This window comes from Cupriavidus cauae, assembly GCF_026210475.1.
Lineage (GTDB): Bacteria > Pseudomonadota > Gammaproteobacteria > Burkholderiales > Burkholderiaceae > Cupriavidus > Cupriavidus cauae.
In genome coordinates this window covers 1,616,493-1,639,458 of the sequence record NZ_CP080293.1, presented here as the reverse complement: position 1 = coordinate 1,639,458, position 22,966 = coordinate 1,616,493, and the positions used below count along the sequence as shown (strand labels likewise).

General features: G+C 69.8%; 22 protein-coding genes. 14 read left to right on the top strand and 8 right to left on the bottom strand.

Features of this window, described 5'->3' with window-relative positions; translation table 11 throughout:
* Nucleotides 1-66 precede the first annotated feature (66 nt).
* The 5 genes from KZ686_RS07355 to KZ686_RS07335 all read left to right on the top strand — a co-directional run bounded on the left by KZ686_RS07355 (nt 67) and on the right by KZ686_RS07335 (nt 2,717).
* Nucleotides 67-285, top strand: a complete 219-nt coding sequence (locus tag KZ686_RS07355) for an RNA-binding S4 domain-containing protein (RefSeq protein WP_226108325.1) — start codon at nt 67-69, stop codon at nt 283-285.
* A gap of 243 nt (nt 286-528) precedes the next feature.
* Nucleotides 529-912: an MAPEG family protein gene (locus KZ686_RS07350; RefSeq protein ID WP_149317816.1), complete on the top strand. Its 384-nt coding sequence runs from the start codon at nt 529-531 to the stop codon at nt 910-912.
* 127 nt (nt 913-1,039) lie between these two features.
* Nucleotides 1,040-1,360 (top strand): hypothetical protein, encoded by a 321-nt coding sequence (locus KZ686_RS07345; protein WP_226108327.1) that lies wholly within the window; start codon nt 1,040-1,042, stop codon nt 1,358-1,360.
* 266 nt (nt 1,361-1,626) lie between these two features.
* Nucleotides 1,627-2,175, top strand: coding sequence for a YaeQ family protein (locus KZ686_RS07340; protein WP_053821239.1), 549 nt, complete (start codon nt 1,627-1,629; stop codon nt 2,173-2,175).
* Between the two features lie 194 nt (nt 2,176-2,369).
* Complete coding sequence (locus KZ686_RS07335) at nt 2,370-2,717, top strand: FKBP-type peptidyl-prolyl cis-trans isomerase (protein WP_226108329.1); 348 nt, start codon at nt 2,370-2,372, stop codon at nt 2,715-2,717.
* A 40-nt stretch (nt 2,718-2,757) separates the two neighbouring features.
* Here KZ686_RS07335 and KZ686_RS07330 read toward each other — a convergent pair whose 3' ends face one another.
* Nucleotides 2,758-3,078: a hypothetical protein gene (locus tag KZ686_RS07330; protein ID WP_149317814.1), complete on the bottom strand. Its 321-nt coding sequence runs from the start codon at nt 3,076-3,078 to the stop codon at nt 2,758-2,760.
* Nucleotides 3,079-3,241: 163 nt separating this feature from the next.
* On the opposite strand from KZ686_RS07330, the gene KZ686_RS07325 reads away from it, so the two are divergent.
* Together KZ686_RS07325 and KZ686_RS07320 are read left to right on the top strand one after the other, a co-directional pair.
* Nucleotides 3,242-3,967: a gamma-glutamylcyclotransferase gene (locus tag KZ686_RS07325; RefSeq protein ID WP_149317813.1), complete on the top strand. Its 726-nt coding sequence runs from the start codon at nt 3,242-3,244 to the stop codon at nt 3,965-3,967.
* A 13-nt stretch (nt 3,968-3,980) separates the two neighbouring features.
* Nucleotides 3,981-4,784: an ankyrin repeat domain-containing protein gene (locus KZ686_RS07320; protein WP_187829154.1), complete on the top strand. Its 804-nt coding sequence runs from the start codon at nt 3,981-3,983 to the stop codon at nt 4,782-4,784.
* A gap of 44 nt (nt 4,785-4,828) precedes the next feature.
* Here KZ686_RS07320 and KZ686_RS07315 read toward each other — a convergent pair whose 3' ends face one another.
* Nucleotides 4,829-6,529 (bottom strand): long-chain fatty acid--CoA ligase, encoded by a 1,701-nt coding sequence (locus KZ686_RS07315; RefSeq protein ID WP_149317812.1) that lies wholly within the window; start codon nt 6,527-6,529, stop codon nt 4,829-4,831.
* Nucleotides 6,530-6,879: 350 nt separating this feature from the next.
* On the opposite strand from KZ686_RS07315, the gene trxA reads away from it, so the two are divergent.
* Nucleotides 6,880-7,725 (top strand): thioredoxin, encoded by an 846-nt coding sequence (gene trxA / locus KZ686_RS07310; protein WP_150084221.1) that lies wholly within the window; start codon nt 6,880-6,882, stop codon nt 7,723-7,725.
* 64 nt (nt 7,726-7,789) lie between these two features.
* Here trxA and KZ686_RS07305 read toward each other — a convergent pair whose 3' ends face one another.
* Nucleotides 7,790-8,263, bottom strand: a complete 474-nt coding sequence (locus KZ686_RS07305; protein WP_265633343.1) for a hemerythrin domain-containing protein — start codon at nt 8,261-8,263, stop codon at nt 7,790-7,792.
* 218 nt (nt 8,264-8,481) lie between these two features.
* Here KZ686_RS07305 and KZ686_RS07300 point away from each other — a divergent pair, with 218 nt between their 5' ends.
* Complete coding sequence (locus tag KZ686_RS07300; protein ID WP_149317809.1) at nt 8,482-9,060, top strand: AAA family ATPase; 579 nt, start codon at nt 8,482-8,484, stop codon at nt 9,058-9,060.
* Nucleotides 9,061-9,250: 190 nt separating this feature from the next.
* Here KZ686_RS07300 and KZ686_RS07295 read toward each other — a convergent pair whose 3' ends face one another.
* Complete coding sequence (locus KZ686_RS07295) at nt 9,251-10,288, bottom strand: tRNA threonylcarbamoyladenosine dehydratase (RefSeq protein ID WP_265633342.1); 1,038 nt, start codon at nt 10,286-10,288, stop codon at nt 9,251-9,253.
* 205 nt (nt 10,289-10,493) lie between these two features.
* Here KZ686_RS07295 and KZ686_RS07290 point away from each other — a divergent pair, with 205 nt between their 5' ends.
* From KZ686_RS07290 to KZ686_RS07270, 5 genes are all read left to right on the top strand, one after another.
* The gene (locus KZ686_RS07290) at nt 10,494-12,824 is read left to right on the top strand and encodes an AsmA family protein (protein WP_265633341.1); all 2,331 of its coding nucleotides are present in this window, start codon (nt 10,494-10,496) and stop codon (nt 12,822-12,824) included.
* A gap of 336 nt (nt 12,825-13,160) precedes the next feature.
* On the top strand, nt 13,161-14,354 hold the full coding sequence (locus tag KZ686_RS07285) for an MFS transporter (protein WP_149317807.1): 1,194 nt from the start codon (nt 13,161-13,163) through the stop codon (nt 14,352-14,354).
* A gap of 222 nt (nt 14,355-14,576) precedes the next feature.
* Entirely contained in the window at nt 14,577-15,215 is a 639-nt protein-coding gene (pdxH, locus tag KZ686_RS07280) for a pyridoxamine 5'-phosphate oxidase (protein ID WP_265633340.1), read from the top strand.
* A 340-nt stretch (nt 15,216-15,555) separates the two neighbouring features.
* Nucleotides 15,556-16,788, top strand: coding sequence for an SAM-dependent methyltransferase (locus KZ686_RS07275; protein ID WP_265633339.1), 1,233 nt, complete (start codon nt 15,556-15,558; stop codon nt 16,786-16,788).
* Between the two features lie 100 nt (nt 16,789-16,888).
* Complete coding sequence (locus KZ686_RS07270) at nt 16,889-17,980, top strand: DUF72 domain-containing protein (RefSeq protein ID WP_265633338.1); 1,092 nt, start codon at nt 16,889-16,891, stop codon at nt 17,978-17,980.
* A 190-nt stretch (nt 17,981-18,170) separates the two neighbouring features.
* On the opposite strand, the gene msrA is transcribed toward KZ686_RS07270, so the two are convergent.
* From msrA to KZ686_RS07250, 4 genes are all read right to left on the bottom strand, one after another.
* Nucleotides 18,171-18,716 carry a peptide-methionine (S)-S-oxide reductase MsrA gene (gene msrA / locus KZ686_RS07265; RefSeq protein ID WP_149317804.1) on the bottom strand — a complete coding sequence of 182 codons (546 nt, stop codon included), beginning with the start codon at nt 18,714-18,716 and terminating at the stop codon, nt 18,171-18,173.
* Nucleotides 18,717-18,775: 59 nt separating this feature from the next.
* The gene (locus tag KZ686_RS07260; RefSeq protein WP_265633337.1) at nt 18,776-20,590 is read right to left on the bottom strand and encodes a class I adenylate-forming enzyme family protein; all 1,815 of its coding nucleotides are present in this window, start codon (nt 20,588-20,590) and stop codon (nt 18,776-18,778) included.
* Nucleotides 20,587-21,831 carry an acyl-CoA dehydrogenase family protein gene (locus KZ686_RS07255; protein WP_265633336.1) on the bottom strand — a complete coding sequence of 415 codons (1,245 nt, stop codon included), beginning with the start codon at nt 21,829-21,831 and terminating at the stop codon, nt 20,587-20,589. The genes KZ686_RS07260 and KZ686_RS07255 overlap by 4 nt, the downstream gene beginning before the upstream one ends.
* Nucleotides 21,832-22,072: 241 nt before the next feature.
* Entirely contained in the window at nt 22,073-22,918 is an 846-nt protein-coding gene (locus KZ686_RS07250; RefSeq protein WP_265633335.1) for an alpha/beta fold hydrolase, read from the bottom strand.
* Nucleotides 22,919-22,966 lie beyond the last annotated feature (48 nt).

Genomic DNA, 22,966 nt, shown 5'->3' with positions numbered 1-22,966 from the left:
GCCGCGGCCCACGCCGGCGCGCCGAGGAATCGGCGCCCGGCGCCATCTCCAACCCCAAACTTCATCATGCAGACCCTGACCTTCCCGCTGGACCGCGAGCACATCGCGCTGAACGATCTGCTCAAGCTGGCCGGCGTGGCCGACAGCGGCGGCGCCGGCAAGGCGCTGGTCGCTGCCGGCGAGGTTGCGGTCGACGGTGTGCCCGAATCGCGCAAGACCGCCAAGATCCGCGCGGGCCAGGTGGTGACGTTGCCTGGCGTGACGATCCGGGTGGTGGCGGCCTGAGGGCTGCTTGGGAGCCGAGCGCTGCTCGAGACCACCCGAGGGCCGCTTGAGCGCCGCTCGAGGACCGCTTGAGCGCCGCTCGAGGACCGCTTGAGCGCCGCTCGAGGGCCGCTCGAGGAGCACTCGGAGGCAACTCGAGCGCTGCTGGAGCAGGATCCGGGCACCACATAAGCGCCCCATCGGGCGCTATCTCGCTACGTGACCGCCGGCGATGCGCCGACGACAGAACCAAAGGACAACGCCATGCCGATCGCTTTCTGGTGCGTGCTGATCGCCGGCATCCTGCCCATCGTCACGGTGGGCATCGCCAAATGGGGCGCGCCCGGCTTCGACAACCACGATCCGCGCGCCTGGCTGGAGCGGCAGACCGGCCGCGCCCGCCGCGCGGACCTCGCCCACCGCAACCACTTCGAGGCCTTTCCGCTGTTCGCCGCCGCGGTGCTGTGCGCCAGCCACCTGCAGGCGCCGCAGGCGCGCATCGACGAACTGGCGGTCGCCTTCATCGTGATCCGCGTGCTCTACACCGTCTGCTACCTGGCCGACCGCGCCACGCTGCGTTCGCTGTGCTGGACGCTCGGCTTCCTCTGCGTGCTGGGCATTTTCCTGCTCCCCGTGCTGGTGCCCTGAAGGAGACCGTTGACTTCTGTCACAGGTCGACCCGGCGACACCTGAAATCCCGAAATCTTCTGTAGAATCAGCGCTTTGCAAAATTTGGCCCCGGCTCTTTCGCCCGGGTGCGACGGGACGGGGAATCATGATCGGGATTGGACTGGGGGATGTGGTGGCGGCTTCGCTCGCTGCCGCAGGGGCGTGCTTGATCTGCAGCATTCCGCGCGATTTTGTCGGCCATCTGCGCAACTTCCCCGCCTGGGTGATGCGCACCTACGGCCGCCGCGCCCTGGTGATCCCGGTGCTGGTGATGCTGGTCGTCGGCCGCCTGGTCGAGCTCGGCGTCAACGGGCAGATCGACAGTCCCGCCGGGCAGGCGATGGTGATCGCCGCCGCCTTCCTCGCGCTGGTGATCGCCTCCGCGGTGCTGCGCTTCTACTTCAGCGATTACCGCAAGTCACGCTGACCGCCGCGCCGCGCCGCGCGTGCGGAGCATCCCGCGCGCGGGCGCCGTCGATTCCGCAGTCGATCCCGCTGCGGTTTCCTTTGCCGCCTTCTCTGCCGTTTGTGCTGCGGTGTCGGCTGCTGGTTCCGGCACCCTTCCCTTCCCGCTTCCTCACCATGCCATCCGCACCGTCATGCAGGCGGTGATCGGGTAACATGCGCGCTTTGCCGGCCATGCCGGGCATCCTGCCCGCGCCATCGGCCGGCGCGCCGCCTCCCTCTTCCCCCATGGCCCTGAAGTCCACCATCTGCAAAGCCGAGCTGTCGATCTCCGATATGGACCGGCATTACTATGGCACCCACGCGCTGACCGTCGCGCAGCACCCGTCCGAGAACGACGCCCGCATGATGGTGCGGCTGCTGGCGTTCGCCTGCGAGGCCAGCGAGACGCTGAGCCTGACCCGCGGGCTCGACGAACCCGACGAGCCGGACCTGTGGGAGCGCAGCCTGACCGGCGAGATCGAACACTGGATCGACCTGGGCCAGCCCGACGAGACGCGGCTCAAGCGCGCCGCCTCGCGCGCCGCGCGCGTGACCGTGTTCGCCTACCAGCCCGCCAGCGCGCGCGAATGGTGGAAGGGCATCGCCGGCAAGGCCGGCAAGCTGCGCAACCTGACCGTGCATGCGGTGCCGGGCGAGGCGGTCGACGCGCTGGCCGGCATGGCCCGCCGGGCGATGCGGCTGACGGTGACGATCCAGGACGGCGAGATCTGGTTCAGCGACGACGAGCGCAGCGTGCAGCTGCGCCTGGATACCTGGCAACGGGCCGACGCCTGACGCCTGACGCCTGACGCCTGACGTCTGACGCCAGACGCCAGACGCCAGACGCCAAACCCCTCAACGCTTGCGGGTACACTGCCGGCTCGGCAGCACCGCGCGCGCCAGCCATGGCCGCGCGGCCCGTGCGCCGAATCACCACGCGCATCGCGGCCCCCCAGGCCGCGCCGCGCAGTCACACAAAGGAAAGACCGATGATCACCACTCCTTCCGGCCTGCAATACGAAGACACCGTGACCGGCCAGGGCGCCGAAGCGACCGCGGGCATGCACGTCACCGTCCATTACACCGGCTGGCTGTACGAGAACGGCCAGGCCGGCCGCAAATTCGATTCGAGCAAGGATCGCAACGATCCCTTCGTGTTCCCGCTGGGCGCCGGTCATGTGATCCGCGGCTGGGACGAAGGCGTGCAGGGCATGAAGGTGGGCGGCACGCGCCGGCTGGTGATTCCCGCCGACCTGGGCTATGGCGCACGCGGCGCCGGCGGCGTGATTCCGCCGAACGCCACGCTGCTGTTTGAAGTGGAACTGCTGGCCGTCTGAGGCGGTTGACGCTCCAGAAAGACTGAGCCGGCAGGCCGGCTCAGAAGCCGATCGACGCGTTGCCGACGTCGACGCGGACCCGATCGCGGCCCAGGATATGCGCGGCATGCCGCGCGTACTCCCGGGCCCAGTCCGGATCGCCGGTGAAGCGCTGCTCGCCCGAGAAGCGCGCCACGCTGAGGATCTTGTCGATGACCAGCACCTTGCCCACCGGGCTGGAAGCCTGGCAGTCAAGCTCCGCATACTCCCGATCGAACCAGCGCCAGCCGGCATCGTCGCTGATGCCCGCAAGTTCGGTATCGCCGATGGTGAACTCGAATTCCTTGCCGGTGCCGAAGGCCACCGTAAGCGTTCGCGCCATAGTCCATCCCTCCTGGTAGTTGGCAGCCATTGTAAGGACGGCGCAACATCGGCCGCCACCCCGCCGGCAGCGGGTGGCGCCGTACCGTTGCCCCACGCCGACATCCCACCGCCATGTGGTGTAGCAAGCCTCCCGCTGCCCGGCTTTGCATTATGCTTGCACCATGGCCATCACCCGACAAGATCTCGAAGCGGACCGGCTGCGGACCACGCTGGGCGGTACCCCGGTGGCTTCCTCGCTGCTGTCGGAAGACGCGCTCGAGCGCTCGTTGCGCTCCACGCTCGATCACCGGCCCGACCAGCCGGACATGCACGGTGACGTCTGGCTGTTCGGCTACGGCTCCCTGATCTGGAACCCGATGGTGGTGCACACCGAGCGCCGGCTCGCGACCGTGCACGGCTATCACCGCGGGTTTTACCTCTATTCGCGCATCAATCGCGGCACCTGGGACAACCCCGGGCTGGTGCTGGGCCTGGACCGTGGCGGCAGCTGCCACGGCATGGTGTTCCGCATCCCCAGCCATGTGGTCGAGCAGGAATTCCGCGTGCTGTGGCGCCGCGAAATGATGACCGGCGCCTACCATCCGCGCTGGCTGCGCGTGAAGCTCGATGGCGAGGCGGCCCCGCAGCGGGCGCTCGCCTTCGTGATGAACCGCGCCCACGAGGCCTATGCCGGCCGCCTGCCCGACGAGCGCGTGGTCACCTGCCTGCGGCGCGCCACCGGCCTGTACGGCCCGGCGCGCGACTATCTGCACCAGACCCTGCTGGGCCTGGCCACCCACGGCGTCGACGATCCCTATCTCGGCCGGCTGTGGCGGCAGATCCAGGCCGCCGACGCGGAACCGGCCGGCGAGCCGGCCGCGGACAGCGAACCGGCCAACGCCGCCTGAACCGGAGACCGCCATGCCCGCCCCCGCCGCTCGAGCCCGCCGCCTGATGGTTGCCGAAGCGCTGGGGTTGTCGGGGCTGCTGCTCGGCGGCGCATTGCTGTCGGGGCCGGCCGGCGTGTCGATGGCGGCCCGTCCCGGTTCCTCCGCTCCGGCCTCGCCGTCGTCCTCGCCGCGGCCCGCCACGCAGCCGGGCAGCGCCGGCCGGCCGCACAACGCGCTGAGCGCGCTGAACCGCAATCTGCTGACCGCCGCCTCGCTCGGCGATGCGGCGCTGGTGCGCAAGCTGCTGGGCGCCGGCGCCTCGCCGCATGCCGCCGACGAGCGCGGGCGCACCGCGCTGCTGCTCGCGCTCTATCAACGGCATGGCGAGGCCGCCCGCGCGCTGATCCACGCGGGGGCCGATGTCAATCACAAGGACGACCAGGCCAACAGCGCCTTCCTGCTGGCCGCCGCCAGCGGGCAAGTGGAGCTGGTGCGGCTGACGCTGTCACACGGGGCCGATCCGCACAGCACCGACCGCTATCGCGGCACCGCGCTGACGGCGGCCTCGCAGCATGGCAACCCCGAGGTGGTCAAGCTGCTGCTGCAGGCCGGCGTGCCGGTCGATCATGTCAATGCGCTGGGATGGACCGCGCTGCTGGAAGCCATCGTGCTCGGCGACGGCAGCGCGCGCTACGAGCACGTGGTGCAGCTGCTGCTCGATGCGGGCGCCGACGCCAACCTGGCCGATCGCGACGGCGTCACCCCCACGCGGCATGCGCGCGAGCGCGGCTACAAGACGATGGTGAAGATGCTGATGCGGGTGCGCGGGCACTGAGCGGCCGGGCAGGACGCGCCGCCCCGCCCTGGCGCCGCGCGCCCTCAACCCAGGCGCGCGTTCTCCGCTTCCTGCAACTGGCGCCACATCACCTTGCCGGTCCCCGACTTCGGCAGCGCGTCGACGAACTCGACCACGCGCGGGTACTTGTAGGCGGCCATATTGTCCTTGGCCCAGGCGATGATGTCGTCCGCCGTGGTCTTGCCCCTGGCGTGCGCCTTCAGCACGACCACCGCCTTGACCGTCTCGCCGCGATAGGCGTCGCGCGTGCCGATGATGCAGGCCTCCTGCACGTCCGGATGCTTGTACAGCAGGTTCTCGACCTCGGCCGGCCAGACCTTGAAGCCCGACGCGTTGATCATCCGCTTGAGCCGGTCCGTGATGAAGAAATAGCCCTCCTCGTCCATCCGGCCCAGGTCGCCGGTGCGGAAGAAGGTCTTGCCCTCGAACTCGATGAAGGCCTCGCGCGTCGCGTCCGGCTTGCCCCAGTAGCCCTTGAACACCTGCGGGCCGCAGACGATGATCTCGCCGACCTCGCCCGGCGGCAGCTCCTTCAGCGTGACCGGGTCGACCACGCGTGCGTCGGTGTTGAAGGTCGGCACGCCCAGGCACTGCAGCTTGGGCCGGTCCGCCGGATTGCTGTGGGTCGGCGCCATCGTCTCGGACAGCCCGTAGCCCTCGAGATAGTTCAGGCCGAACTGCTCGCGCAGCCGCTCGGCGATCGCCTGCGGCATCGCCGCCCCGCCGCCGCCGATATAGCGCAGGCTCGACAGGTCGAACTCGGCCAGGTTGGGGCTCGCCAGGAAGTCGATCACCATGGTCGGGATATTGGTCCAGTGCGTGACCTGGTAGCGCGAGATCAGCCGGCCCGCCACCTCGCGGTCCCAGCGCGGCAGCATCACCACGGTCGCGCCGCTGTAGATCGGGCCGTTCATGCCGTACTGCATGCCGGTCACGTGGAACAGCGGCAGCACCGACAGGATCACCGACTCGGCGCCCGAGCCCGACCAGGTCGAGCCGCCGACCACGTTGTGCATCACGGACCGATGGGTATGGATGCAGCCCTTGGGGAAGCCGGTGGTGCCCGAGGTATAGGGCATCACCGCCATGTCGTCGGGACCGGCGGTATGCGGGCCGGGCTGGTGGCCGGCCGCCAGCGCGTCGCGCCAGGCCACGGCGCCGGCGGGCAACGCATGCTCGGCGGTCAGCCAGGCCGGCGGCGCGTCCTCGGGGTGCTCGTGGCGCTCGGGCAGCGCATCGGCGTATTGCGTCACCAGCAGATGCTGCAGCTGCTGGTCCTGCGGCAGCTCGGCGTTGGCGGCCGCGGCGCCGCCGGCCAGATCGGCCGAGCAGATCGCCACGCGGGCCTGCGCGTCGGTGATGTAGTGCTTGAATTCCTCGGCCCGGTTCATCGGATTGACCGGCACCACGACCGCGTCGGCGCGCAGGATCGCGTAGTAGCTGACGATGAACTGCGGGCAATTCTGCATGTACAGCAACACCCGGTCGCCCTTGGCCACGCCGGCCTCGCGCTGCAGCCAGCCCGCCAGCGCGGTGGCCTGCGCCTCCAGTTCGCGGAAGGTGATGGCCTTGCCGAAATAGCGGATCGCGGCCTTGTCGGCATAGCGGCGCGCCGACACCTCCAGATTGACCCACAGCGAGGTCTCGGGCAGCACGATGGCGGTGGGCGCCCGCTTGGGCCAGAACTGGAAATGCGGGCGCGCGGCGGGCTTCTGGGTCTGCATGCGTTTGTCTCCTGAGCGGTCTTTGCAACCGGTTCTCGTGCGTCGTTGCCGAGCCATCGTTGTCGAACGACGGGCACCGGCGCTGCCGCGGCCGGCAAGCAGCCCCGGCGGCGAATCGTCAAGCAATATAACCGAACGACCGTTCTATTTCCAAGGGGGTAGATTCCCGCAAGCGGGGTTGAGATGAGCGGCGCCGTCCCCACATCCACACAAGGAAACGGCCGTGCGGCGCGATTCCGCGCCTTGGGCCGAATCATGCGACCCGCGAGTCCCGGCGACTCCCAAGGATTTCCCGGGACTCCCGCGGATCCACGCGATATCAGGCGAATTCACGAACAGCGAGGCAAGGAATGAGCGACGTCACCCTGCAGAACTTCGACCACGACGTGATTGCGCTGTCGCGCAGCGTCCCCGTGCTGGTGGACTTCTGGGCGCCATGGTGCGGACCGTGCCGCACGCTGGGCCCGCTGCTGGAGAAACTCGAGCGCGAGGCCGGCGGCAAGTGGAAGCTGGCCAAGATCAACGTCGACGAGAACCAGGAGCTGGCCGCCCACTTCGGCGTGCGCAGCATTCCCCATGTGGTGGCCTTCGTCGACGGCAAGCCGGTCGACCAGTTCATCGGCGTGCTGCCCGAATCGGGCCTGCGCGAGTTCATCGCGCGGGTCACGCCGAACCCGGGCCAGATCGCGCTGCGCGAGGCGCGCCATGCGGCCGCCGCCGGCAATCGCCAGATCGCGCGCGAGGCCTTCCAGGCCGCGCTGGCCTTCGATCCCGGCTTCGACGAAGCGCGCCTCGACTACATTGCCTTCCTGCTCGACGGCAATGCGCTGGAGGAAGCCGAGGCCCAGTTCGGCATGCTGACCCCGCGCGCGCCGCAGCAGGATGCCTACGCCGCGCTGCAGACCCGGCTCGAGGCAATGAAGGGCCTGGGCGACCTGCCCGACGAGGGCACGCTGACCGGCCGCATCGCCGCCGACCCCGCGGATCTGCGGGCGCGCCTCGATCTGGCCCGGCTGCTGATCGCCCGCCGCCAATACGAACCGGCGCTGGAGCAGTTGCTGGCGATCGTGCGCACCGACCGCAGCTTCGAGGACGATGTCGGCCGCAAGACGATGCTGTCGGTGTTCGAGATGATGGGCGACACGCCCGAGGCGGTGTCGCGCTGGCGCCGGCAGTTGAGTGCGGCGTTGAATTGAGGTGGCGCGGCCGAGAGGGCGCGGTTGCGCTCTCTCCCGGCCCTCTCCCCCCGGCCGTCTCCCCTTACCCCGCCGGCCCCTCCACCAGCGTAAAGCCGTTCTGCCGCATGTAGGCCACCATCGCGGCGTCCTGCTTGCGCACGTGCAGCGCGAACCAGCCGGGCAGTTCCGCCACCAGGCGGCGCCCGGTCTCGAAGTCCCCTTCCTGCTCGACCTTCGCGCGGACCTTGCCGACGATCTCCAGCATCTGCCGGTGCTCGCCGGCATGGCATTGGCGCGGGCCGAAGTTCATCGCCTCCATCCACGCTTCCTCCATGTCGAAGTGGTAGCGCGTGTGGTCGATCCACTCGTCCAGCGCGGCCAGAAAGCCCTCGTCGCTGGCGCGCTGGGCGGCCTGCAGCAGCAGCACGAACTCCGCATGGGTATGGTCGGTGACGGGCTCGCCCAGATGCAGGTCGGCCGGCAGCGCGCTGCTGTCGAGATCGGGCGGCGTGGCCGTGGAGGCCGGGGAAGCGGAAGCGGGAGCGGAAACGGTCATGAAGGCGATCGGTTATGCTGCGCGGAATGCCCGAAGGCACAGGGATACGCGCAAGGATACCGAATCCCGCGCCCGGCGCCCGCGTGGACTCCGCTGGTTGCCCGCGTCGTCTCCGCAGGCCGCCCGCTTCGTTCCCGCTGGCTCCCCGCTTCGTCTGCAGAGTTGCCAGTTGGTTGCCCGCCAATCTTCCTCCCTGCTTCCTCGCCCGCTCCCCTTCGATGCCAAGACTGATCTTCTTCTGCGGACATGCCGGCACCGGCAAGACCACGCTGGCCCATCGCCTGATCGGCCCGCTGATGGAGGCCACCGGCGAACCGTTCTGCCTGCTCGACAAGGACACGCTGTACGGCCGCTACAGCGCCGCCGCGATGGGCGCGCTGACCGGCGATCCGAACGATCGCGACAGCCCGCTCTATCTGCAGCATCTGCGCGATCCGGAATACCAGGGCCTGCTCGATACCGCGCGCGAGAACCTGGCGCTGGGCATCAGCGCGATCGTGATCGGCCCGCTGTCGCGCGAGATCCGCGAGCATCGCCTCAGCGACCCGCAGTGGCTCGCGCTGCCGGCCGGCACCACGGTGCGTGTGGTCTGGGTCCATCTGCCCGAGGACGAGGCGCACGCGCGCATCGTGCGGCGCGGCAATCCCAACGATGCCTACAAGCTGGCGCACTGGGAGGACTATCGGCAGCGGCGTTTCATGCCCGATCCGGCCGAGTATCCCGAACTGATCTACTTCGACAACCTTGCGCCCGGCGAGGCGGAGGTGGCGCGGCTGCTCGACGCGCTGCGGGCCTGAGCGCACGAACTCGTCGCAAAGGGGGACAACGGCGGTTGCAGGGCGATATCGCAGGCATCGGCGCCGCCGCGCCCATCTTCCCGGCCCATCTTCCCGGCCCATCTTCCCGGCCCTCTTCCCGGCCATCTTCCCGGCCCCTCTCCCGCAAGCGGCGAGCGGAGAAAACCGCCAGCCGTTGGAACCGGGCCGGTCAGCCAGGCTGCGCGATCGCGCTCAGCGCCACCGATGCGGCGACGAAGCCGAACACCGCGGTGACGGCCACCGACGAGCCGAAGCCCGCGCAGGCCAGCCCCTGCGGCCCCTGCCGCGGATGGGCGGCGTCGGCAAAGGGCGCCTCGTCGATTTCGCAGGCCTGCTGCTCGGGCTCGGGATAGCGCAAGGGCTCATCGGAATACACCGCCGGCAGGCCGAACGGCTTCTTCGGGTCGCGCGGCAGCCCCCATTGCTTGCGCAGCCCGGCGCGGACCTTGGCCAGCAGCGGGTCCTGGATGGTGCGGGACAGGTCGGCCACGCGCACGCGGGTCGGGTCGAGCTGGCCGCCGGCGCCGCCGCAGGTGACGATCGGCAGCCGCTGGCGCCGGGCCCAGCCCAGCATCGCGATCTTGACCTTGACCGCATCGATCGCGTCGATCACGTAGTCATGGCCGGCCAGCAGCGCCTCGACGTTGTCGGGCGTGACGAAATCGTCGACGGGCCGCACCCGCACGCGCGGGTTGATCTGCAGCAGCCGCTGCGCCATCGCCTCGACCTTGGCGCGCCCATACTCGTCGCCCAGCGCGTGGATCTGCCGGTTGGTGTTCGACGGGGCGATATGGTCCAGGTCGATCAGCGTGATGCGCCCCACCGCGTTGCGGGCCAGCGCCTCGGCGGCCCAGCTGCCGACCCCGCCGATACCGACCACGCAGATGCTGGCCGCCTCCAGCCGCGCCAGGCCATCGGCACCGTAGAGGCGAGCCACGCCGCCGAAGCGCCGGTGGTAGTCGTCGTCCTCGGCGCTGTCATGCGGCAGCGCGGCAGGCAGTTCCGCCAGCGCCTGCGCGGCGACAGGATCGTCGTTGCGGTCGGGGCTGGCGTCGGCCCGGAAGTCGGAGCTGGAGGCAGCCCGGGGGTCGGCCCGGGTATCGACCGGGGAATCGCTCCGGGAATCGCTCCGGGAATCGCTCCGGGAATCGACCCGGGAGTCGGCCCGGAAGTCGGCCCGGGAGTCTGCGTTAGGGTCGTCGGCCATCGAGGACTTCACCATCGGCTTGGACCCGCCTGCCGAAGCGATGCGAGCACGGCGGCGGGCAAAAAATGCGAAAAGCGCGGGCATCAGTGTCAGTCGCATGCCGACAGGAGGGCCCGGCGCGCAACTATACAATAGCCGCAACGTGGTACGTCAGCCGCGCCAGCGCACCGGTCCGGTTCGCGCGTGCGCCGGCCAGGAGCCCCTCATGTCGATGCGCCGCCAGGCCGTGCTGTGGAGTGTGTTGACGCCCTTGGTGTTGATTGCGGCGGTGGTGGCCTTCGTGCTGCTGTTCGACTGGAACCGCCTCAAGCCCTGGCTCAACGAGAAGGTCAGCGATGCCATCGGGCGCCCGTTCGCCGTCAACGGCGACCTGATCCTGACCTGGCGCCGGCCCGAAGGCGAGAGCGGCTGGCGGCGCCTGGTGCCGTGGCCGCGGCTGTCCGCCCGCGACATCACGATCGGCAACCCCGACTGGACCCAGCAGCCCAATCTCGCCACCGCGCGGGAGCTGGTGTTCCTGCTGCGCCCGCTGCCGCTGCTGGCGCGCGAGATCTCGCTGCCGACCATCACCATCGATGGCCCCTCCGTCGCGCTCGAACGGCTGGCCGACAAGCGCAACAACTGGACCTTCCCCACCCGCGAAGACAAGGAGCCATCGCAATGGCACCTGGAAATCGGCGAGGTGGTGCTGACGCGCGGCCATCTGGCGCTGAACGATGCGGCCAGCAAGATCGAGTTGCGCGCGACGCTCGAGACCATCGGCGATGCCGCGCTGTACGACAAGGACCGCGACGGACCCCTCGCGCCGTCATCCGCACCGACCTCGGCACCGACCTCCGCACCCTCGTCCGCGCCGTCCGCATCGGCGGCCCCCGCGCGCGGCGCGAGCGTGCCCGCCGCGACCGGGGCTTCGGCGGCCGCGGCCTCGGCGGCAGCGGCCAACAGCAAGGGCGAACCGGTCTACGGCATCCGCTGGCGCGCGGTCGGCCATTACAACAAGGCCACCATCAACGCCAACGGCAAGGCCGGCGCGGTGCTGAACCTGCGCGACGCCAGCCGGCCCTACCCGCTGCAGGCCGATGTGCGCGTCGGCAGCACCCGCGCGCAGATCGAGGGCACGCTGACGGAGCCGGCCCGACTCGCCGCGCTGGACCTGATGCTGCAGCTGTCCGGCGAGAGCATGGCCGACCTGTATTCGCTGACCGGCGTCGTGCTGCCCGAAACCCCGCCGTATCGCACCAACGGCCGCCTGACCGCGACGCTGCGCAAGGGCGCGTCGGTCTATCGCTATCAGAACTTCACCGGCCGGGTGGGCGGCAGCGACCTGGGCGGCACGCTGACCTATACGCAGCGCGAGCCGCGCCCGCTGCTCGCCGGCGAACTGGTGTCCAGGCAGTTGCGCTTCGAGGACCTGGCGCCGCTGATCGGCGCCGACGCCAAGCCGGGCCAGGCCGCGGCGCGCAGCCCGGTGCGCCAGCCGGCCGACAAGGCGTTGCCGGTGGCGCCGTTCCGCACCGAGCGCTGGGACGATATCGATGCCGACGTGCGCTTCACGGGCCAGCGCATCATTCGCGACGTCGACCTGCCGATCAACAATCTGCAGACCCATATCGTGCTGCAGGACGGCGTGCTGAACCTGAAGCCGCTGAACTTCGGCGTGGCCGGCGGCACCCTGAGTTCGATGCTGCAGCTCAATGGCAAGCGCACGCCGATGGGCGCGACCATCGACATGACGGCGCGCCATCTGAAGATCAAGCAGCTGTTCCCCAACCTCGAATCGATGCGCGCCAGCATCGGCGAGATCAACGGGGCCGCCAAGCTGTCGGCCACCGGCAATTCGGTGGCGGCGCTGCTCGGCTCGTCCAACGGCGAGGCGCGGCTGCTGGTCGAGAACGGCACCATCAGCAAGTTCATCCTCGAGGCGATGGGGCTGAACGTCGGCAGCGTGATCATCGCCAAGCTGTTCGGCGACAAGCCGGTACAGATCAACTGCGGGGTGGCGGACTTCACCTTCACCAACGGCATGGGCCGCGCTCGCACCTTCGTCATCGACACGCAGGACGCGACCATCACGGCCACCGGCGTGGTGGACCTGTCCAGCGAGCGGCTGGGCCTGACGATCAACCCCGACTCCAAGGGCATGCGCGTGTTCTCGCTGCGCTCGCCGCTGTATGTCGGCGGCACGCTGAAGGACCCGCGCGTCAGCCCGGACATCGGCGTGCTGGCGCTGCGCGCCGGCGGCGCGGTGGCGCTGGCGCTACTGGCGCCGGTCGCCACGGTGCTGCCGCTGATCGATCTGTCGCCGGCCGAGGACAGCCAGTGCGGCAAGCTGCTGGCGGAGCTGCGCAAGCGGCCGACCGCGCCGCCGCCGGGCAAGACCTACCGCGATCGCCGTGCCCCGGCTTCGGCTGCGGCGGCTCCCACGGGCCAGGCGCCGGCGGGCGGCAACGAGCCGGAGCCGCGCCGCCAGAATCCCGCCGCGCCGGCCGCACCGTCGCCCGGACCCAACAGAACGCCGATGTACCAGGGCGGCTGACGCGCTGCCCGACGCACTTCGACCCGCTGGTGCGTCGTCCACCGATGCTCCAGCGCAACACTCGCGGACCAACGCCCCGTTTCTGTGCACCAAAACCTAAAAGACCGTTGCACGCTGTCAACAAGCGTCCCATAATTAAATGGCCATTTACATGGAGACGCCCAGCGGTAGCGGCGCCTCGATGCACAACACCACGCTGTAAACGGATGGCAATTTGCAGGTGGCGCCCGTCAGGGCGCGGCCTGTTGCGGGGCGCGGCGCATGCCGCCCCCCGTTCGTCTTTTCCCGGTTGTTCCGGTCTGCCGTTTCACCCCCTCCGCTCCGGTCCTTGCACGAATGACGCCGTATTCCGCCGCCGCCATGCCGATCAGTGTTCTGATCGCGCTGACGGTGTGCAACCACGTGGCGTTCAACGCCAGCCGCGTCGTCGTTTCCCTGTTTGCCATTTCGCTGAAGGCCTCGACCATCACGCTCGGCGTGCTGATGTCGCTGTACGCGCTGCTGCCGATGCTGCTGGCGATCCGCGCCGGGCGCCGCATCGACCAGATCGGGCCGCGCCGGCCGATGACCGCGGGCTCGCTGATGGTGGTCGGCGGCACGCTGCTGCCGGCGATCTGGCCGAGCGTCGCCGCGCTGTACGCGTCGTGCGCGCTGATCGGCGTCGGCTTCATGCTGGTCCAGGTCGCGATGCAGTTGCTGATCGGGCAGCTGTCGACCGACGAGACCCGTCTTCGCAACTACACCTGGCATGCGCTGGGGCTGTCGGTATCGGGCACGCTGGGCCCGGTGGTGGTCGGCTACGTGATCGAGCACGCCGGCTATCGCCCCGCCTTCCTGCTGCTGGTCGGCGTCGCGCTGATCGGTCAGATCGGCCTGCGGCTCGTCCATGACCGCCTGCCCGCGCAAGGCGCCGGCGCCGCGCGCCAGGCCGCGCTCGACGGCAGCCGCGGCTCCGCGCTGGATCTGCTGCAGGTGCCCGAGCTGCGCGCCGTCTTCGTCGCCAGCGCGGTGCTGTCCGCCGCCTGGGACCTGCATGCCTTCCTGATCCCGATCCAGGGCACGCGCGTCGGCCTGTCGCCCTCGTCGATCGGCTGGGTGCTCGGCGCCTTCGCCATCGCCACGCTGGCGATCCGCATCGCGATGCCGCTGGTCACGCGCCATCTGTCCGAATGGAAGATCATCCGCGGCGCGCTGCTGGTCGGCGGCATCGCGTACCTGCTCTATCCCTTCGTCTCGACGTTCTGGCTGATGTGCTGCCTGGCGTTCGTGCTGGGCCTGGCGCTGGGCAGCGCCCAGCCCAACGTGATGAACATCCTGCATAGCGCGTCGCCGTCGGGCCGCGCCGGCGAGGCGCTGGGCCTGCGCTCGGCCGTGCTGAACACCAGCCAGGTGGTATGGCCGCTGACCTTCGGCGTGGTCGGCACCGCGCTGGGCATGCTGCCGATTTTCTTGTCGATGGCCGGCGCGATGGGCGTGGCCGGCTACTATTCGCGCGGACAGACGCGCAAGCTGCCGCCGCCCGCCGCCTGAGGCCGCTTCAGGTCGAAGCGCGGTTGAAACACGGTCGGGGCGCGGTTGAAGCCTGGCTGGAGCACGGTCCAGGCCGGCTCGCGGGCCGGGATGCCTTCGCTATACTCCAGGCATCCGGATCCGCTTGTCGACCGCACGCAAGACGCTGTGCCGACGCAATCGGAGACCCGTTCAGGAATCTTCAGCCATCCCCGGCGCGGCCATGCCGCTGCCCTTCCCGCCATGACGCAACTCGCCGATCTCCGTCGTACCTATGTGCTCGGTTCCCTCACCGAAGCCGATGTCGCGCCCCAACCCATCGCGCAATTCGAACGCTGGTTCGAGGAAGCGCTGACCGCCAAGCTGCCCGAGCCGAATGCGATGACGCTGGCCACGGTCGACGCCAGCGGCCAGCCCTCGGCCCGCATCGTGCTGCTCAAGGGCATCGACGAGCGCGGCTTCACCTTCTTCACCAATTACGAGAGCCGCAAGGGGCTGGACCTCGCGGCCAATCCGCGCGCCGCGCTGCTGTTCCACTGGGTACAGCTCGAGCGGCAGGTCCGCATCGAAGGCGCCGTCGAGAAAGTCAGCGACGCCGAGAGCGATGCCTACTTTGCCTCGCGGCCGCTGGGCTCGCGCATCGGCGCCTGGGCCTCGGCGCAGAGCCAGGAGGTCAGCGACCGCGCGCTGCTCGAACAGCGCGAGGCCGAGTTCCGCCAGCGCTTCGGCGAGAACCCGCCGCGGCCGCCGCACTGGGGCGGCTATCGCGTGGCGCCGACGCGCGTCGAATTCTGGCAGGGCCGCCCGTCGCGGCTGCACGATCGCATCGCTTATCTGCGCCAGCCCGACGGCAGCTGGCGCATCGCGCGGCTGTCGCCGTGAGGTCGCCTGAGGGCGCCTGAGGTCGCCTGAGGTCGCCGAGGATCGCCTGAGGTCGTCCTGAGGATCGCCCGACGGCGACCCGAAGCGTCGCCGTGGCGTGGCCTCGATGGTCCTCATCGGGCGCGCACCGTTTTGCCCCTGTCATTGATATGGGGTCTAGGCAGTGCACTGCACACCTGCGCGGTTTGGCGTATAAAGTGAAACGCCAGACGCACCAGGCAGCGGGCTCTGGCGTTGGGTATGGCACAGCCTGATATATCGGAAGGCCAGGCCGCCCACAGCTGTGGTTGGAGCGCTGTTCGTTCGGAAATATGCCGCCATTCATCAGGAGGAAAGCCGCATGTTTTTCAAGCAAGCACTGGACACGCAACTGGAGCGCTGGGTCGCGGAATTGCGCGACAAGGCCAACCTGCCCGTCAAGCTGCGGCTCTGGAATGGCCACGAATACGCGCTGGGCAACTTCGAACAACCGGCGGTCACGCTGACCGTGCGCGAGGCCGGCGCGCTGCCGCTGCTGCTGACGCCGACGCTGGACAACCTCGGCGAGGCCTACGTCCAGCAGAAGATCGATCTGGAGGGCAAGCTCGCCGACATCATCGCGGTCGGCTACGGCTTCTCCCGCGCGACCACGCAACTGGCCGGCAGCACGCTGGCACGCGTCGCGCAACGCTTCACCCATACCAAGCAGGAAGACAAGGCGTCGATCGAATACCACTACGACGTCTCCAACGACTTCTACAAGCTGTGGCTGGACCCGAACATGGTCTACTCCTGTGCGTACTTCGAGCACGGCACCGAGGACCTGGCCACCGCGCAGATCAAGAAGATCGACCACATCCTGACCAAGATCCGCCTGCAGCCGGGCCAGACACTGCTCGACATCGGCTGCGGCTGGGGCGCGCTGGTGCTGCGCGCCGCGCAGAAGTTCGGCGCGCGCTGTGTGGGCATCACGCTGTCGGAAAACCAGTTCGCGCTGGCCACCGAACGGGTCAAACAGGCCGGGCTGTCGGACCGCATCGAGATCCGCCTGCAGGACTATCGCGATGTCGGCGGCACCTTCGACCGCATCACCAGCGTCGGCATGTTCGAGCATGTCGGCAAGGAAAACCTGGTCACCTACTTCAGCCGCATGTGCGAGCTGCTGGCCGACGACGGTATCGCGATGAACCACGGCATCACCTCGCCCGATCCGGACAGCGGCAAGGTGCCGATGGACGGTGCCCAGTTCATGGACCGCTACGTGTTCCCGCAGGGCGAGTTGCCGCACATCAGCATGGTGCTGCATACGCTCGCCAAGGGCGGCCTGGAGGCCTACGACGTGGAGCTGCTGCGCCGGCACTATGCGCAGACGCTGCGGCACTGGGCCGAGAACTTCGAGACGCACGGCGAGACCATTCGCGCGATGGTCGGCGAGAAGAAATACCGCATCTGGCGCGTCTATCTGGCCGGCTGCGCGCAGGCGTTCGACAGCGAGAAGATGTCGATCTACCAGGTGGTCTGCCACAAGGCCACCCAGCCGTCGAGCACGCTGCCCTGGTCGCGCCATTACATCTACGACAAGACGCTGGATTGAGGCGGCCGGCATGACGCCAGGCTTCGCTGTGCGCGCTGGCTTCGCTGACCTTCGCTGACTCGCTGACTCGCTGACTCAATCAGGCTCGACTGAACCACCTTTGACTGAAGACCTGTTCGGCGACCCGGTGTCCGAAAAGACATCGGGTCGCATCGTTTCTCCCGCCGCCGCTCCTGCTCCCGCGGCGCCGGCCGCGTCGGCGGCGGCCACCAAACCGGCCCGGCGCGGCAAGACGGTCCAGCCGGTCGCCGCCTCTCCCGAACTGGCGGCGCTGGCCGCCCGGCTGCCCGCCCATCTCCACCTCGGCACCTCGACCTGGTCCTACCCTGGCTGGAAAGGCCTGGTCTACGACGGCGACTACAGCGACAGCCTGCTGTCGCGCAAGGGCTTGAGCGCCTACGCCGCCCATCCGCTGCTGCGCGCGGCCGGCGTCGATCGGGGCTTCTACGCGCCGATTCCGCTGGCCGACTATCTCGCCTATGCGGCCCAGGTGCCCGACGATTTCCGCTTCCTGGTCAAGGCGCCCGCCAGCGTCTGCGATCCGTGGCTGCGCGCGAGCAATGGCGCAGGCCGGCTCGCCAACGCGGCGTTCCTCGATGTGGAGATCGCCGTCCGCGATTTCATCGCGCCGGCCACCGCGGGGCTCGGCGCCAAATGCGGGCCGCTGCTGTTCCAGCTGTCGCCGCTGCGCGCGATGGCGGCCGATGCCGCGGGCTTTCTGTCGCGGCTCGACGCCTTCCTGTCGGCGCTGCCCGCGCTCGACCCGGCGCAGACGCCGAACGCCTGCTATGCGGTCGAGCTGCGCGACCCCGAACTGCTGACGCCGCGCTTCATCAAGCTGCTGCGTACGCATGGCGTGCGTTTCGGCTGCGCGGCGCGCGACCGCATGCCGCCGCTGGCGCGCCAGGCCGCGGCGCAGGCGCTGCGCGACGAAGGCGAGCCGGGGCCGCTGGTGCTGCGCTGGCTGCTGCATGAGGGCTACGGCTACGAGCAGGCCGAGGCGGCGTTCGAGCCGTTCGACCGGCTGCGCGCGCTCGATCCGCAGACGCTGGCCGCCGCCGCCGACCTGGCGGTGCGCACGCTGCAGGCCGGGCAGCCGGCCTATCTGATCGTCAGCAACAACGCCGAGGGCTGCGCGCCGCTGACGCTGGCGCGGCTGGCGGAGGCGATCGCGCAGCGGCTGGACGTCTAGCCTCCGCCACGGCCGCCTGTGCCTCCGCCGCGGCCGCCTGTGCCACTGCCGCGGCTGCCGCGCTTGCTGTCGCTGTCGCTGTCGCTGTCGCTGCCAAGGTTGCCGGCGTCGTTGGGCCCGCCGCAGTCGCTTTTGCTGCCGCTGTCGCTGCCGACTCTGCGCCGTCGCTGCGGTGCCGCCGCTGCTGCGCTTACTGTGCCCGCAACCGGTGCGCGAAACTCTTGCGGAACTTGGCGACCTTCGGCGAGATCACGAAGGCGCAGTAGCCCTGTTCGGGATGATTGCGGAAGTAGTTCTGGTGATAGGCCTCGGCGCGCCAGTAGCGCTGCGCCGGCTCGAGCTGCGTGACCAGCGGCCCGTCGTAGAGCTGGCGCGCGGCGATGTCGGCCATCACCTGTTCGGCGGTCGCGCGCTGCGCGTCCGAGTGCGTGTAGATCACCGAGCGGTACTGCGTACCGACGTCGTTGCCCTGGCGATTGAGCGTGGTCGGATCGTGGATCGCGAAGAAGATCTCCAGGATCTCGCGATAGGAGATCACCGACGGATCGAACGACACCCGCACCACCTCGGCATGACCGGTATCGCCGCTGCAGACCTGCTCATAGCTGGGATCGTCGACATGGCCGCCGGTATAGCCGGACTCCACCGCGGTCACGCCTTCGACCTGCTGATAGACCGCCTCCAGGCACCAGAAGCAGCCGCCACCGAGCGTGGCGATTTCGGTTCGATCTTCCATGGATGCTTACCCGTTGGGATGCGCCGCAAGGCGCGATCGAACGATGATACCCGCCGCGCTCAGTTCATGCCGCCGCGGCCGCCACCGCCACTGCCCACACTGCCGACACCGGCAGCGCTGCCACCGCTCGCGCCACTGCCGCCGCTGCCAGCACTCGCGCAGCTGCCGCCACTGCCATCGCTGGCGCCCCGCGCCGCCTCCAGCGTCGCGCGCAGCTGCGGCTTCAGGACCTTGCCGAGCGCGCTCCTGGGCAGCGCGTCGAGCAGCACCACCTCGCGCGGCAGCTTGAAGCGGGCGATGCGGGCGGCCAGCGTCTCGCGCAGCCGTTCGGTCGCCAGCGCGGCGCGGTCGGCGCCCGGCGCCGGCACGATGACAGCGACCGGCACCTCGCCCCAGCGCGGGTCGGGCAAACCCACCACCGCGCATTCGGCCACGCCGGGCAGCGCGACCAGCGCGTTCTCGATCTCGGCCGGATAGATGTTCTCGCCGCCGGAGATGATCATGTCCTTGCTGCGGCCTACCACCTCGATGCAGCCGTCGGCGTCGCGATGGGCGAGATCGCCCGAGCGGAACCAGCCGTCGACGAAGCCGGGATGGAAAGGCTCGCGCCAGTAGCCCTGCATCAGATTGCTGGCGCGGATGCAGATCTCGCCGACCTCGCCTTCGGCCACCTCCTTGCCGTCGCGGCCGAGCAGCCGTACCTGCGCCTCGGGCTGCGGCCAGCCGGTATAACCGGGCCGCGCCATCGCCTCGTGCAGGCGCAGCACGATCGAGACGGGGCCGGTCTCGGTGGCACCGTAGACCTGCCCCAGCGGCACCCCGCGCGCGTGGAAGGCGTCGATATAGGCGCGGGGAATCGTCGACGAGCCGGCCATCACGCCGCGCAGCACGCCCAGATTGGCATCAGCCCAGCCGGGATGTTCGAGCACCGCGCGCAGCGTGGCCGGCACCATCAGCGACAGCGTCGGACGCGCCTGCGCGAGCGCCTCGAGCCAGGCGTCGGGCGTGAAGCGCTCGTGCAGCGTCACCTGCGCGCCGAGCAGCAGCGCCGGCACGGTCTGGATGCACAGCCCGCCGACATGGAACATCGGCAGCGTCGACAGGACATGGTCGGTATCGCGCATCTCGTGGGCCCACCAGCTGGCGCGCGCATTGGCCAGCAGTGCGGCCTGCGTATGCAGCGCGCCCTTGGGCTGGCCGGTGGTGCCGGAGGTGTAGACCAGCAGCAGCGGCGTGTCGTCGGGCATCGGGCCGATCGGCGCGTCGATGGGCTCCGGCGGCGCCGGGCTGTCGATCAGGCGGTCGATATGGGCGTGGCGCACGGCACTGCGCCGGCCAGCCGCGCCGGCTTCATCCGCAACTGCCCTCACCACGGCACTGGCGACTTCACCGGCAACTTGACCGGCGACTTGACCGGCCACTTCGCCCGCAATTGCACCAGCGCCCTCATCTGCGACCGCCCCTTCGCTGGCGCGCGCGACCGCGGCCGCGACATCGGCATGCGCATCGTCATGAAAGATCGCCCGCACGCCGGCATGCGCGGCGATCGCGGCGAGTTCGGGCACCGCCAGCCGGTAGTTCAGCGGCACGAAGATCGCGCCCAGCCGCGCGCAGGCGAACAGCAGCGCCAGCTGCAGATCGTGGTTCAGGCACAGCGTCGCCACGCGGTCGCCGCGCGCGACGCCCCAGTCGGCCAGCAGATGCGCGGCGACGCGCTCGATGCGGCTCCACAGCTTGGCATAGCCGATCGTGCGGCCGCGAAAATGCAGCGCCGGCCGTTGCGGCTGCGTGTCGGCCAGCGCGTGCAGCGGCCGCAGCAGCGCGCCGACGCTGGCCGCATCCAGATGCGGCCGCCCTCCGCAGGCGCCGCTCATTCGTCGCGCTCGCCCGGTTCGTACAGCGTCTCGCGGCCCATGCGGTCGAGGATCAGCTCGGCGGTCCACGGCAACATCAGCGCGCCACAGCGCGAATCGCGATAGAGCCGTTCGAGCGGCAGGTCCTTCAGCATCGACTGGCCGCCGCAGGTCCGGATCGCCAGCCGCGCGATATCGTTGGCGCCCTCCATCACCGCGTAGTGCGCCGCATAGAGACGCATGCGCTGGTCCTTCGACGGATTGGGCCGCGCCTCGTGAATGACGCGCCAGAACAGCGAGCGCATCGACTCGAGCTGGATGCGCATCTGCGCCACCGCGATCTGCTTGGTCGGATACATGCGGCGCTTGACCGGCGGCTGGCCCGGCACCTCGCCGCGCAGGTACTGCACGGTGAAGTCGTAGGCGGCCTGCGCCACGCCCAGGTACGTTGGCGACAGCGTGAAGAACATCGCCGGCCAGGTCTGCGCGGCCTTGTAGTAGACGCCGCGCGGCATCAGCTGCTCGTCGTCGGGCACGAACACGTCCTTGAGCAGCAGCGTGCGCGAGACCGTGCCGCGCATGCCCATCGGATCCCAGTCGCCGGTCACGGTCAGTCCCTCGGCCTTGCCCGGCACCGCGATATAGAGCGTGTCGCGCATGTCGGGATGATGGTCGCCGCGGTCCTCGGTGCACAGGATGCCGTAGTAGTCAGCCGCGCCCGACAGCGAGGCGAAGATCTTGCGGCCGTTCAACAGCCAGCCGCCCTCGACCTTGCGCGCGGTGGTGCCGAACGGCGCCTTGCCGGCCGCGGCCGCCGAGCCTTCCGAGAAGGGTTGCGCGTAGACCGCGCCGTCCTTGACCACGCGCGAGAAATGCCGCTCGCGGCGGACCGCGTGTTCGGCGCGCTGTTCGTCGGTCATCGCGATGCCGTCGGCCAGCATGCCCGTCCACATGGTCGAGCAGATATGCATGTTGTAGGTCAGCGCGGTGGCGCCGCAGAAGCGGCCGATCTCCGCGCCGATCATGCAGTAGGTCGCGAAGTCCGCGCCCTCGCCGCCGAACGCGCGCGGCACGCACAGCGCCAGCAGGCCGGCCTCGCGCAGGTCGTCATAGTTGGCGAACGGGAAGCTCGCCTCGCGGTCCCATTGCGCCGCGCGCGGCGCGAAGCGTTCGCGGCCGAGCCGGTTGGCCAGCGTCAGCAGGCGGACCTGATCGTCGGTGAAATCGGCCTCGCCGACAGCGGGAACGAAGTCCAGGGGCATGATGGTGTCTCTCGTGGTCAGCTTGTTGTGCGTCGGGCGCGTTCGTGCGTTCGTGCGTTCGTGCGTTCGTGCGTTCGTGCGTTCGTGCGTTCGTGCGTTCGTGCGTTCGTGCGTTCGTGTGTTCGTGTGTTCGTGTGTTCGTGTGTTCGTGTGTTCGTGCGTTGGTGCGTCGGTACGTCGGTACGTCGGTACGTCGGTACGTTCGGTGCGATGGTGCGTGCCGGCGATGTCCCGGTCGACGTCAGCGGACCGGGAAATGCCGCGCCAGGAAATCGAGCACGGCCTCGTTGAAGCGCGCCGGCCGCTCCATGCAGGCCAGATGGCCGACGCCCGGCAGGCAGCGGTACTCGGCGCCGGGAATGCGCGCCGCCATCCGTTCCATCACGGCCGGCGCGGCATTGGCGTCGTGCTCGCCGGCCAAGGCCAGCACCGGCACCGCGATGCCGGCCAGCGCGGCGCGCCGGTCGAAGCGCACCAGCGCATGCAGCGCGGCACGATAGGTGTCGGGCGGCACCTGCGCCATCACGCGCGTGGCGAAGGCCACCGCGTCCGCCGGAGCATCGGGCGCAACCATGCCCCGCACCAGGCCGGCGGCCATCTCGGCCATGGTCCGGCCCGCGTCGAGCGGCGCGGTGCGGGCTGCGACGAAGTCGCGCTGCCAGTCGCCGTCGGCCTTGCCGAAGGCCGGCGAGGTGCCCGACAGCACCATGCCGTCGATCGCCGCGGGCATCGCCGCATAGGCCTGCTGCGCGACCATGCCGCCCATGCTGTGGCCGAGCAGCACCACGCGGCGGCCGGCGCCGCGCTCGGCCTGCAGCACCGGTGCCAGCGCGGCGGCGAGGCCGGCGAAGTCGTACGGGGCGATCGTCGCGCTGTCGCCGTAGCCGGGCATGTCCCAGGCGACGGCGCGGTAGCCGGCTTCGGTCAGGGCATCGAATTGCGCGGGCCACGCGGCCTTGCCGCCGCCGATGCCGTGCAGCATCACCACGGCGACGGGGCCGTCGCCGCGCGCCACGGCGGCGATGCCGTTGGCGTGGCGGGTCAGGGAATCGCGGTTGGATTCGCGATGGGAGTCGGAGGGGGGCATCGAGGCTCCTTGCGGGTGTCGGCGTATCGACGCGTCGGCGTGTCGGCG